Below are 12,737 nucleotides of genomic sequence, written 5' to 3'. Positions count from 1 at the left end.
ACGGCGAAAAACATGAGCCGGCGAGACCGCTTTTTCCGGGGCCTTGAGAGCGGGCCGTCCCGCTCAAAAATACTGGATCGAAACCCGGAAAAGCTGCTCGACGTGCCGCACCGCAGAAGCGGCGGCAAACAGGATCACCCGGTCATGCGCCTTGATCTTGAGATCGCCATGCGGCCGGATGACCTCCTCACCCCGGTAGATCGCGCCGATGCGGATGCCGTCGGGCAGGTCGAGGTCGCGGAACGGCGTGCCGACCAGCGGCGATGTCGCGAGCGCCTCCGCCTCGATCACCTCCGCAGCACCCTTCTGCACCGCGTAGACCGAGCGGATGCGCCCCTTGCGCACATGCTGAAGCACCCGCGAGATCGTGACCGCGCGCGGATTGATATAGGCATCGATACCGAGCGATTTGGTGACATCGTGGAACGACGGGTTGTTCAGGAGCGCCAGATTGGACTTGCAGCCGAGCTGCTTGGCGATCACCGAGGCCAGGATATTGGTCTGGTCGTTATTGGTCAGCGCGACCATCAGATGGGCGTCGGGCACATCGGCCTGCACCATGATGTTCTGGTCGAGCGCCGAGCCATGGATGACGATGCCGTGGTGCAGCGCGTCCGACACCGCCACCGCCTTGTCACGGTCCTGCTCGATCATCTTGATGCGGGTCTTGGGCTGCAGGTCCTCGATCGACTTGGCGACGAAGAAGCCGATATTGCCGCCGCCGGCGATCACGATCCGCCGCGCCTCCTGCTCCTCATGACCGAACAGCGCCAGCGTGCGCCGGATATGCTCGTGCTCGCAAACCACATAGACAAGGTCGCCGGCGAGAATCTGGTCGGTCGAATGCGGAATGATCACCTCTTCATGGCGATAGATCCCGGTCACGGTCGCGTTCAGGTCCGGAAACAACTGGCTGAGCTGGACGAGCGGCGTGTTCAGGACCGGGCAGTCGTCGTTGCACTCAACCGCGAGCATCGCGATCTTCTCGTCGGCGAAGCGCACGATATCGGTCGCGCCGGGGAAGGAGATGCGCCTGAGCACCATCTTGCCGACTTCGACTTCCGGCGAAATCGTGACATCGATCGGCATGTGATCGCGCGAGAACAGGTCCGAATAATGCGAATGCAGATAGCTTTGCGAACGGATGCGGGCAATCTTGGTCGGCACGTTGAACAGCGAATGCGCCACCTGGCAGGCGACCATGTTGATCTCGTCATGCAGCGTCACGGCGATGATCATGTCCGCCTGATCGGCGCCGGCCTTGGCCAGCATGTCGGGATGGGCGCCGTGGCCGACATAGCCGCGCACGTCCAGAAGCTCGGTGATGGCAGTGATGAGCGACGCGGACGTGTCGATAACGGAGACGTCGTTATATTCCTGGGAAAGCCGTTCGGCGATGCCGAAACCGACCTGACCAGCGCCGCAGATGATGATTTTCATAAGAACCCCTCTGGGGTTTGGTAAGTTCAGTTGGCCGCAATCTGCCCGGTTTTGGCCTAAATGCCAAGCGACTTAAGCTTGCGGTGCAGCGCGGATCGCTCCATCCCGACAAATTCGGCGGTGCGCGAAATGTTCCCGCCGAACCGGTTGATCTGCGCCATCAGATAGTCGCGTTCAAAGCGCTCGCGCGCCTCTCTCAGCGGCAGCGTCATGATATGCGCATCGCCTGAAGTCTGGATCTGCGGCAACACGTCGGAAAGGTCGGCCGGCAGCAGGTCGGCGGAGATCGGCGCGGACGCGTCCTCCTCGCGCGACAGGATCAGCAGCCGCTCCAGATTGTTGCGCAACTGCCTGATATTGCCGGGCCAGTCATGGGCCTGCAGGATCGCCATCGCATCATCGCCGATCGAGCGCTGGCGGATGCCGGCCTGTTCGCAAAGCTGACGCATGACGAAATCGACAAGGAAGGGAATATCCTCGCGCCGTTCGGAGAGCGAGGGAATACGCACCGGCACCACCGCCAGCCTGTGAAACAGGTCCTGCCGGAACTGACCCTCGTCGATCCGCGCCTGAAGGTCGAGCGCGGTCGAGGACAGGATACGGACATCGACCGACACCCGCCGGCTGCCGCCGACCCGCTCGAACTGTTGATCGACCAGCACGCGCAGGATCTTTTTCTGGGTTTCCAGCGGCATCTCGCCGATCTCGTCCAGATAGAGCGTGCCGCGATGGGCGCGCTCCAGCGCGCCGGTCTTGCGCGTCCGTCCGCCGCCGGCTTCGACGCCGAAAAGCTCGGTCTCCATGTTTTCAGGCGTGATCGCCGCGGCGTTCAGCGCCACGAACGGCCCCTCGGCGCGTAGGCTCTTCTTGTGCATCAGCCGCGCCACCACCTCCTTGCCGGAGCCGGAGGGGCCGAAGATCATCACGCGGGAGTTGGTGGGCCCAACCTTGTCCACCATCTGGCGCAGCTGTGACACCAGCAGCGAGGAACCAACGAGCTCTTCCGGGTCGCCGCTCTTGCGCTTGAGTTCCTGCACCTCGTTCTTCAGCCGCGAATTCTCCAGCGCGCGTTCGGCGATCAGCACCAGCCGGTCGGCCTTGAATGGCTTTTCGATGAAATCGAAAGCGCCGCGCTTGATGGAGGAGACCGCCGTCTCGATATTGCCGTGACCGGAGATCATGACCACCGGCAGATCGGCGTAGCGCGACTTGATTTCCTCCAGCAGCGCCAACCCGTCGAGCCGGCTCCCCTGCATCCAGATATCGAGGAAGATCAGGCGCGGAACCCGGTCGGCAATCGCCGCCAGCGCGCTATCGCTGTCATGGGCAACCCTGGTTTCGTGTCCCTCGTCGGACAGGATGCCCGAGACGATATCGCGGATATCGGCTTCGTCGTCGACGACAAGAATATCAGAGGCCATCTTGTTTCTCCCTGTCCGTTTCCTGGCGCTCGCCGTCGTGGATATGCGGCAGTTCAACGCGGATCATCGCCCCTCGCCCGCCGGCGAAATCGTGGGGCGCATCATGCAGTTCGAGTTTGCCGCCATGCTCCTCGATGATCTTGCGGACGATCGCGAGACCAAGCCCCGTGCCCTTTTCGCGCATGGTTATGTATGGCTCAAGGATCATGTGGCGATTTTCGAGCGGCAATCCCTTGCCGTTGTCGATGAAGTCGATGACGTAGCGATCACGGGTTTCGTCATGCGCGGCCCGAACCAGTATCTTGCGCTCGCCGTCGAACTCATTTGTCGGAACGGCTTCAATGGCTTCGACGGCGTTCTTGATCAGGTTTCCGAAGGCCTGGCCAAGCATGCGATCGTCAAACAGCCCCGTCAGCGGCTCATCGCCAAAATCGCGCATGAAGGTGACGTCGGTGCGCCCCATCTCCAGCAGAAAAATCGCGTCGGAAAGGATCGTGCGCAGATCGCCCCGGGTCTTGGAAGGCTTCGGCATGCGGGCAAAGGAGGAGAACTCGTCCACCATCCGGCCGATATCGCCGACCTGCCGGACGATTGTATCAGTACATTGATCGAAGACCTTGCGGTCTTCCTCGTCCTCGATCTTGCGGCCGAAGCGGCGCTTGATCCGTTCCGCCGAAAGCTGGATTGGGGTCAGCGGGTTCTTGATCTCGTGGGCGATACGCCGCGCCACGTCCGCCCAGGCGGTGGAGCGCTGGGCGATGATCAGATCGGTGATGTCATCGAGCGTGATGACATAGGCATTGGAGCCGTCGCGCGAATCCTCGCGCGTCACCTGAACCGAAAGCGTGCGCTCCTTGCCGAGCCGCACGAGATTGATCTGCTGGCGGAAATTCTGCCGGCTGCGGCGCATCGCAGCGGTCATCACCAGATCGATCTCGGGCGAAATTTCCTCCAGCTTGCGGCCGAGCAATTCGTCGTCCCTTGCCGCCAGAAGCTCGCCGGCGGAGACGTTCACGATCGTGACCATGCGATTTTCATCGACGCCGATCACCGCCGCTGTCACCCCGGAAAGCACGGCCTCGATAAACCGGCGGCGGTCATCGACCTCGTCCTTGGCGACAAGGATTTCGCGCTGCTGCTCGCGGATTTCGGCGACCATCTTGTTGAACGTGCTGGAAAGCCTGCCGACATCGCCGTCGATGGAGCGCACCGGCACGGCGACCTTCATGTCGCCGGAGGCGACCTGGTCGGCGGCCCCGATCAGCATGCGGATCGGCAGTACGATGCGGTCGGCAACCGCGATGCCGGTCCAGATCGCGGCAAGCAGAACGATCAGCGCGAAGCCGAGATAGAGCACGGCGAAGGCGACCTGGATAGAGACCCGGCCCTCCTCCATCGAACTGTATTCGGAGACGTTGTCCTCGATCATCCGCATCGCGCCCATCACGGTCGGGTCGACGGCACGGACGGTGTAGAGCAGGCTGTCGGGGATCGCCTCGAGTGCGATGATCGCGCCGACCAGATTGGTATCGCCCGGCGGGATCAGCGTCGGCGTGCCGGCGGCGGCCTTTTCCAGCGCGTCCTTGGGAATGTCAGGCAGCGGCTTGTCGTCACCGAGATCGGCCTCGACGATGACGCTACCATCCGCGCGCACCAGCGAGGCGCCGAGCAGGCCGCGCCCGCGCGCTTGCCGCGCCATCAGGTCGGAAAAGCCCCGGCGGTCGAGCAGATAGAGCGACCGGTTTCGCTCCAGATCGTTGCCCATGGAGAGCGTCTGGCCCTGTAGATAGCTGGCGTTCTCCATCATATAGGCCTGCGCCACATTGAGCGAGGACTGAACGATGGACTGGGTCCTGAGCGCAAACCAGCGGTCTAGCCCGGCGTTGAGCGTCAATGTCGCGAAGATCGCCACCAGGATGGCCGGCGTGATCGCCACGATCGAAAACAACGCCACGATGCGGATATGAAGCTGCGCCGCCGCCCTTCCCCGTCTGCGGGCCTTCAGCAGATGACTGACTTCCCGCCCGATCAGGAACACCATGGCGAGGACGAACAAGGAGTTGGTCGCCACCAGCGCGATCACCACCTTGCCGGTGGGTTTGATCGGCGTCAGGCCAAGCAGGATGAAAAGCGACAGGAAGGCGGTGATCAGCGCGCCGCTGACAACGAACATGCCGGGCGATCTGAGAATAGCCCGCGCGCCGCCGCGCCCGTATGGCGCGCCATCGTGGGTCCCCTCCTGATGGACGGAGTGCGTCTCCGCCATGCTGCCCTCTGCAGTCATCATCGCCCTTCTTGTCAGGTCAGGCGCATCATCATGCGCCGCCCATGGAGCGGGTGAACGCAGCCTTTGGAACGACTCGCGCTTTCCCCTTATGGGGAGGATATGCAACAGATTGTGGCACAATTGCAACGGAAAGCTGCAACCGGCGTCTGGAAGCGTCAGGAACTGCGGGAGCTGCGATAGACCGAAACGCCCAGTTCGCGGATCTTCTTGCGCAGCGTGTTGCGGTTGAGGCCGAGCAGGTCGGCGGCGCGGATCTGGTTGCCGCGGGTCGCCGTCAGCGCCGCCAGGATCAGCGGATACTCGACCTCGTTGAGCACCCGCTCGTAGAGGCCGGAGGGCGGCAGCCCATCGCCGAACCCGGCGAAATAGCTACGCATGTTCTCCTCCACCGCCTGGGCGATGGTCGGCATGCCGTTCCTCACCGCAGCGCCCTCGGCGGGCGCTTCCGGCTGGTCGGCCTGCAATTCCTGCTCCACGATCTCGCGAGTGATGACCTCCTGCGGATAGAGCGCCATCAGGCGGCGAACGAGATTCTCAAGTTCGCGGACATTGCCCGGCCAGCCATAGGATTTCATCGCGTCGAGCGCCTGCTGCTCGAAGCGCTTGCCGCCCAAGCCCTCGACCTCGCCCTCATTGACGAAATGGCGCACCAGATCGCCGATATCCTCCGCCCGTTCGCGCAGTGGCGGCAGACGCAGCGGCACGACGTTGAGGCGGTAATAGAGATCCTCGCGGAACAGACCCTGATTGATCGACTGTTTCAGGTCCTTGTTGGTTGCGGCCACGATCCGGACATCGGTGCGGATCGGCGTGCGCCCGCCGACAGTGGTGTATTCGCCCTGCTGGAGCACGCGCAGAAGCCTTGTCTGCGCATCCATCGGCATGTCGCCGATCTCGTCCAGAAACAGCGTGCCGCCCTCGGCCTGTTCAAACCGGCCGGAGGACCGGGTCTGTGCCCCTGTGAAGGCCCCCTTCTCGTGGCCGAACAACTCCGATTCGATCAGGTCGCGCGGGATCGCCGCCATGTTGATGGCCACGAAAGGTCCATTGCGGCGCTTGCCGTAGTCGTGCAGCGCGCGGGCCACCAGTTCCTTGCCGGTGCCGGATTCGCCGGTGATCATCAGCGTCAGATCGGTCTGCATCAGGCGGGCGAGGACGCGGTAGATTTCCTGCATCGCGGCGGAACGACCGACCAGCGGCATGCCGTCCTGCATGTCATCGCCGAGCGGCGCCGGTTTGCGCTTCGGCTCCGACAGCGCGCGGCCGACGATCGCGATCAGTTCCGTCAGGTCGAACGGCTTCGGCAGATAGTCGTAGGCGCCCTTTTCTGAAGCGCGGACCGCCGTCATGAAGGTATTCTGCGCGCTCATCACGATGACCGGCAGTTCCGGCCGCGATTTCTTGATGCGCGGCAACAGGTCGAAGGCGTTTTCGTCCGGCATCACCACGTCGGTCAGCACCAGATCGCCCTCGCCGGCGGAGACCCAGCGCCACAGCGTGGCGGCATTCGAGGTGATGCGGACGTCATAACCGGCCCGGCTCAGCGCCTGGTTCAGCACGGTGCGGATCGCCGCGTCGTCATCGGCAACAAGGATCGTAGCTGTCATGTCATGTATCCATATTCGGGCTGGCCATTTCCGGCGGCAGCGGCAATACGTCTTTCGAGACCGGCATGAGGATGCGGAAGGTGGTGCGGCCGTTCATGTTCTCGCATTCGATGATGCCGCCGTGACCGCCGATGATCTTGGCGACCAGCGCAAGTCCGAGGCCGGTGCCGTTCGGCTTGGTGGTGATGAACGGATCGAACAGATGCGGCATCAGATCGGACGGCACGCCGGGACCATTGTCCTGCACGCAGAATTCCAGCGGCAGCGAAATCTTCTCCCTTGTGCCGGCGACCGACATGCGGATGCCGGGGCGGTAGGCCGAAGTCAGGATGATTTCGCCGTCCGGCTTGTCGCCCACGGCTTCCGATGCGTTTTTGATCAGATTGAGGAACACCTGAACCATCTGGTCGCGGTTGGCGAAGACCTGCGGCAGCGACGGGTCGTATTCCTCGGTGATCTTGATGTTGCGGGCAAAGCCGGCCTTGGCCACCGCCTTCACATGGTCGAGAACGGAGTGAATGTTGAGCGGAACGCGGTCGATCGGCCGCTCGTCGGAAAACACTTCCATCCGGTCGACCAGCGAGACGATCCGATCCGATTCATCGCAGATCAGCCGCGTCAGCGCCCGGTCGTCGTCGCTCGCATTTGTTTCCAGAAGCTGGGCCGCGCCGCGGATCCCGGAAAGCGGGTTCTTGATCTCATGGGCAAGCATCGAGGCAAGACCGGTCACCGAGCGGGCGGCGGCGCGATGCACCAGTTGCCGGTCGATCTTGTCGGCCATGGAGCGGACCTGGAAGACGAGCACCACGGCCCCCTCCTCGCCCACGGGAGCGACATAGATATCCACCAGCTTGTCCTGCCCGAGGCGCGGCGAGGACAGGTCGACGCGGTATTCGTTGACCGGGGCCCGGCGTTCGCGCACCTGGGCGATCAGCGCCAGAAGCGGGCTGTCGAAGGGAATGAAATCGGACAGCGTCTTGCGCGACAGGTGTGATGCGCTGGCACCGAAGAACACCTCCGCCTCCCAGTTGGTATAGGAAAGGCGGCCGTCCTGCGCGATCAGCACGACGGGGTTTTGAATGGCGTTCAAAACCTGCAGAGCGACGGCCTCCGCGCCGAGGCGCTGGCTGCCATTGCCGATAACGGAATTCATGCCGCTTTCCTTTCGGGCGATGCGTATTCGAAGATGGCGGCAAGCTGCGCTGACACGGACTCGGGATCGTCGGAGGTCATGATCGAGGATCGCGCCTCCGCGCCGACGCCGGGCGCAAGCCGCTCAAGGTACCAGCCGAGATGCTTGCGCGCATGGCGGACGCCGACTTCAGGACCGTAGAAGTCGATCATGGCCTGATAATGCCCGATCGCGATCCGCGCCTTTTCGTCAAAAGCGGGTTCGGCCCGGCCCGCCAGATAACCGGCATGCCAGGGACGGCCCTGACACGAGCGGCCGACCATCACGGCCGTGATGCCGGGTCGCGACAGCAGATAGGCGGCATCTTCCCGGCTCTCGATATCGCCATTGGCGATGAAGGGCACGGAGACGACCTCGGCTACGCGCTCGATCGCCTGCCAGTCGGCCTTGCCCTTGTAGAACTGCATGCGGGTGCGGCCGTGGACGGTGATCGCCTGAACGCCCGCCTCTTCCGCGCGCCGGGCCAGATAGGGCGCATTGATGCTGTCATGATCCCAGCCGAGCCGCATCTTGACCGTGACCGGCACCTTCACCGCACCGACGGTCGCCTCGATGATTTCGAGCGCCCGCTCGGGCTCGCGCATCAGCGCCGAACCGGTATAGCCGCCGACCACCTTCTTGGCCGGGCAGCCCATGTTGATGTCGATGATATCGGCGCCGTTCGATTCGGCGATCCGCGCCGCCTCCGCCATGTAATGCGGATCGCGCCCGGCAAGCTGCACCATATGCGGTTTTAGCCCCGCCCCGCGCAGCCGAACCCAGCTTTCAGCGGTGTTGAACGTCAGTTCGCGGCTTGCGATCATCTCCGTCACCACGAGCCCAGCACCGTGCCGCCAGGCAAGCGCGCGAAACGGCAGATCGGTGACGCCCGACATCGGCGCGAGAATCACGCGGTTGCGGATCTCGATCGGGCCGATCCGAAAAGAATCTGATGGTTTGCGGTGAGGCAAATGGCTATCTTTCATGCAGCACATCACTTTGCCCTATTTTTAGACAAGACGCCATTCCTTGCCAAGCACTTTCGCTGGCGCCTTATAAAATTTAGGCAAATGCTGGAAAATTGGGTCAATCCGGGTAAGTTCCGGCCAACAGGAATCAACACGCAGGTTCTAGCCGAACATGGCAGCGGGTGAAAGCTACAATCCAGGGGTGGTCGTGGTTGCCGCCGGGCGCGGCGAACGCGCCGGCGCGCCCGCAGAAGGGCCGAAACAGTATCGACTGATCGGCGGCATGCCGGTGATTGCCCACACCTTGCGCGAATTTGCCGCATGGGGACGCGCGACGGCCGGCATCGTGGTTGTCATTCATCCGGATGACGAGGCCCTGTTTGCCGATGCGCTGTCTCACCTGACGAACCAGGTCGGCATCCGTTTCGTCCACGGCGGCGCGACGCGTCAGCAATCGGTCCTCAACGGCCTTGCGGCGCTCGCGGCGAACGCGCCCAGCCACGTGCTGATCCATGACGCGGTGCGGCCGTTCTTCGATGCTGCTCTGCTTGAGCGGGTGTCCGATGCGCTCAAAGCCGGCCACGCCGCGGTCCTTCCGGCTGTGGCCGTGGCCGATACGCTGAAGAAGGCGGATAGTAACGGCAATGTCGGCGTCACCGTATCGCGCGCGGGCCTCTATGCCGCCCAGACCCCGCAGGCCTTCAGCTTTCCGGTTATTTATGACGCCCACCGCAAGGCGGCCGCTGAAGGTCGCACCGATTTCACCGATGACGCCGGCATTGCCGAATGGGCCGGTCTCGCGGTGCGGCTGGTGGACGGGCTCGCCGACAATGTGAAACTGACCTACAAGAGAGATATCGCCATGGCCGACGAAAAGCTTTCGCGCACCCCGATCGCCGATATCCGCACCGGCAATGGCTACGACGTCCATCAACTGGTGCCCGGCGACGGCGTCACGCTCTGCGGCATCAAGATCCCGCATGACATGGCACTTTCCGGTCATTCCGACGCCGATGTCGCCTTCCACGCGCTGACCGACGCCCTGCTCGCCACCTGCGGCGAAGGGGATATCGGCGACCACTTCCCGCCATCCGACCCGCAATGGAAGGGCGCCGCCTCGCATATCTTCCTCGCCCATGCGGCCAAGATTGTGCGCAAACATGGCGGCGTGATCCTCAACGCCGACGTTACCCTGATCGCCGAAGCGCCGAAGGTCGGACCGCATCGCCTCGCCATGCGCGAAAGCATCGCAGCCTGTCTCGGCATCGATCTCGCCCGCTGCTCGGTCAAGGCCACGACCAACGAGACCATCGGCTTTGTCGGCCGCCGCGAGGGCATCGCGGCGATCGCCACGGCCAGCGTAAATTACGGGAGCATTTCATGATCGACGCAGATATCGCCGAACGCGCCCGCACGCTGATCGAACATTGCAAGGCTGCCGGCCTCACCATCGCCACCGCCGAATCCTGCACCGGCGGGCTGGTGGTCGCAGCACTGACCGATATCGCCGGCTCTTCGGCGGTCGTCGATCGCGGCTACATTACCTATTCCAATGAAGCGAAGATGGAGATGCTCGGCGTCAGCGCCCGCACGCTCGAAGCCCATGGCGCGGTTTCGCGCGAGACCGCGCTGCAGATGTCGGCGGGCGCGCTGTTGCGCTCGGGCGCCGATCTGGCCGTCGCGGTCACCGGCATTGCCGGCCCCTCCGGCGGCAGCCCGGAAAAGCCGGTCGGCCTCGTCCATCTCGCCGCGCGCGATCGCCGGGGACACCTGCACCATATCGAAAGCCGCTATGGCGATATCGGCCGCCACGGCATCCGGCTTGCCACCGTGCAGACGGCGCTCGGCATGCTGGAAGGCTTGATTCAGGCGTAGATTTCGTCCGCCCGCGCCTCGAAGGCCTCGGAGAACTTGCGGAACGCGCGCTCGAACATCGAGCCCATCATCGCGCCCAGAATCCGGTTCTTGAATTCGTAATTGATGTAGAACTGGATGGCGCAGGCGCCCTCGCCTTCCGGCTCGAACCGCCAGCGATTGTCGAGAAAGCGGAACGGCCCGTCAACATAGCTGACATCGATCTTGCACTCGGCCTGATTGAGAAGCACCTGGGTGGTGAAGCTCTCGCGGATGCCCTTGTAGCCGACGGTCATGTCGGCGATCAGCAGCGTCTTGCCGTCCTTCTCGCGCGAGGAGCGCACGGTCAGCGCCTCGCACAGCGGCAGGAATTCCGGATAGCGTTCAACGTCTGCAACCAGATCAAACATGCGATCGGCGGAATGGCTGACGTGGCGGGTTGTCTTGAACTCTGGCATGATGTTTCAGCTAATGCGCCGGGAAGAAAATGGCAAGTGCAACGGATCGCCGGTGCGCAATTTCGCGTCTGCCGGTGGATTTCGCGCCCGCAAAGCGCTTCCCCCTTGCAAATTGCGCCGCATACCGGATAATCCGTGTCGTATCGCGTTGGGAGAAGCCACGTCACTGTGGTGCCGAAGGAGCAACCGCCCCGGAAACTCTCAGGCAAAAGGACCAGCGCGAGGTTCTGAACTCTGGAGACAAGGCCAAGGTGAAAGCCGAGGCTGGCCGAAGGGATAATAATCTCAGGCGCACGGGACAGAGGGGGCTCATTCGCTTCGGCGTTCTTCGGAACGCCAACCCTTGAGCCGGCGTTTTTCATGAAAGACGCAATCCGGAGGCAATCTCTTGGTCTCGCAAGAACCGCTGAAACAAACCCCGCTTCACGCGCTTCATCTGGAGCTTGGCGCCCGCATGGTGCCGTTTGCCGGCTACGACATGCCGGTGCAATATCCGATGGGCGTTCTCAAAGAACATCTTCATACCCGCGAAAAAGCAGGCCTTTTCGATGTTTCGCATATGGGTCAGGTCTGGCTGAAGCCGATTTCCGGCAATCTCGCCGATGCAGCGCTTGCGCTGGAACGGCTCGTGCCAGTCGATATCGCGGGCCTCAAACCCGGCCGCCAGCGCTATGCCTTCTTTACCGATGAGGACGGTGGCATTCTGGACGATCTGATGGTCGCCAACCGCGGCGACCACCTGCTGGTGATCGTCAACGCCGCCTGCAAGGAAGCCGATCTCGCCCATATGAAGGCGCATCTTTCCGACCTCTGCAATGTCGAGGCATTCTTCGAGGAAAAGGCGCTGCTGGCGCTGCAGGGCCCGAAGGCGGAAGCCGTGCTGGCGTCGCTCTGCGAGGCCGTGACCGAGATGAAATTCATGGATGTGCGCGCCTGCGACATGCTCGGCGTGACCTGCGTGATCTCTCGCTCCGGCTATAGCGGCGAGGACGGGTTCGAAATCTCGGTGCCCGCAGAAAAGGCCGATGAACTCGCCCGCGCGCTGCTGGCGCATGAGGATTGCGAGGCCATCGGCCTTGGCGCGCGCGATTCGTTGCGGCTTGAAGCCGGGCTCTGCCTTTACGGTAACGACATCGACGAGACCACGACGCCGGTCGAGGCCGCCCTCGTCTGGGGCATGCAGAAGGCCCGCCGGCCGGGCGGCGCCCGCGAAGGCGGCTTTCCGGGATCAGAGCGCATTTTCCAACAGCTTACCGAAGGCGTTTCTCGCAAGCGCGTCGGCCTGAAGCCGGAGGGCCGCGCGCCGGTTCGTCCACCGTCGAAACTCTATGCCGATGAGGCCGGCCAAGTCGAAATCGGCCACGTCACTTCCGGCAGCTTCGGCCCTTCGACCGGCGGCCCGGTCGCCATGGGCTATGTCGCCGCCGAACATACCGCCACCGGCACAAAAATTTTCGCCGAGGTACGGGGCAAATGCCTGCCCGTCACCATCGCCGACATGCCTTTCATAACCCCTACCTACAAGCGCTAA

Annotated in this window: 10 protein-coding genes and 1 riboswitch; of the genes, 3 read left to right on the top strand and 7 right to left on the bottom strand. The window is 63.1% G+C overall.

Annotated elements, in window-relative coordinates; translation table 11 throughout:
- Positions 1-63: 63 nt before the first annotated feature.
- From trkA to dusB, 6 genes are all read right to left on the bottom strand, one after another.
- Entirely contained in the window at positions 64-1,440 is a 1,377-nt protein-coding gene (gene trkA / locus Mame_RS14820; protein WP_018063270.1) for a Trk system potassium transporter TrkA, read from the bottom strand.
- Between the two features lie 56 nt (positions 1,441-1,496).
- The gene (gene ntrX / locus Mame_RS14815) at positions 1,497-2,861 is read right to left on the bottom strand and encodes a nitrogen assimilation response regulator NtrX (RefSeq protein ID WP_018063269.1); all 1,365 of its coding nucleotides are present in this window, start codon (positions 2,859-2,861) and stop codon (positions 1,497-1,499) included.
- On the bottom strand, positions 2,851-5,127 hold the full coding sequence (locus tag Mame_RS14810; protein WP_235726784.1) for a sensor histidine kinase NtrY-like: 2,277 nt from the start codon (positions 5,125-5,127) through the stop codon (positions 2,851-2,853). Before Mame_RS14810 ends, ntrX begins: the two co-directional genes overlap by 11 nt.
- A gap of 176 nt (positions 5,128-5,303) precedes the next feature.
- Positions 5,304-6,755 carry a nitrogen regulation protein NR(I) gene (gene ntrC / locus Mame_RS14805; RefSeq protein ID WP_018063267.1) on the bottom strand — a complete coding sequence of 484 codons (1,452 nt, stop codon included), beginning with the start codon at positions 6,753-6,755 and terminating at the stop codon, positions 5,304-5,306.
- A gap of 1 nt (position 6,756) precedes the next feature.
- A complete protein-coding gene (locus tag Mame_RS14800; RefSeq protein WP_018063266.1) occupies positions 6,757-7,908 on the bottom strand; it encodes a two-component system sensor histidine kinase NtrB in 1,152 nt (383 codons plus the stop codon).
- Positions 7,905-8,921, bottom strand: coding sequence for a tRNA dihydrouridine synthase DusB (gene dusB / locus Mame_RS14795; RefSeq protein WP_051085067.1), 1,017 nt, complete (start codon positions 8,919-8,921; stop codon positions 7,905-7,907). Before dusB ends, Mame_RS14800 begins: the two co-directional genes overlap by 4 nt.
- Before the next feature lie 145 nt (positions 8,922-9,066).
- Between dusB and Mame_RS14790 the strand changes: the two genes are divergently transcribed.
- Positions 9,067-10,278: a bifunctional 2-C-methyl-D-erythritol 4-phosphate cytidylyltransferase/2-C-methyl-D-erythritol 2,4-cyclodiphosphate synthase gene (locus Mame_RS14790; protein ID WP_026173218.1), complete on the top strand. Its 1,212-nt coding sequence runs from the start codon at positions 9,067-9,069 to the stop codon at positions 10,276-10,278.
- Positions 10,275-10,769, top strand: a complete 495-nt coding sequence (locus tag Mame_RS14785; RefSeq protein ID WP_018063262.1) for a CinA family protein — start codon at positions 10,275-10,277, stop codon at positions 10,767-10,769. Before Mame_RS14790 ends, Mame_RS14785 begins: the two co-directional genes overlap by 4 nt.
- Here the strand turns inward: Mame_RS14785 and Mame_RS14780 are convergent.
- Positions 10,760-11,206: a type II toxin-antitoxin system RatA family toxin gene (locus Mame_RS14780; RefSeq protein ID WP_018063261.1), complete on the bottom strand. Its 447-nt coding sequence runs from the start codon at positions 11,204-11,206 to the stop codon at positions 10,760-10,762. The genes Mame_RS14785 and Mame_RS14780 overlap by 10 nt on opposite strands.
- Positions 11,207-11,345: 139 nt before the next feature.
- A riboswitch (glycine riboswitch) is annotated at positions 11,346-11,433 on the top strand.
- A gap of 161 nt (positions 11,434-11,594) precedes the next feature.
- Between Mame_RS14780 and gcvT the strand changes: the two genes are divergently transcribed.
- Positions 11,595-12,737 carry a glycine cleavage system aminomethyltransferase GcvT gene (gene gcvT / locus Mame_RS14775; protein WP_018063260.1) on the top strand — a complete coding sequence of 381 codons (1,143 nt, stop codon included), beginning with the start codon at positions 11,595-11,597 and terminating at the stop codon, positions 12,735-12,737.

Source organism: Martelella mediterranea DSM 17316, from assembly GCF_002043005.1.
Taxonomy (GTDB): Bacteria; Pseudomonadota; Alphaproteobacteria; order Rhizobiales; family Rhizobiaceae; genus Martelella; species Martelella mediterranea.
This window is presented reverse-complemented; position numbering and strand designations above follow the sequence as displayed.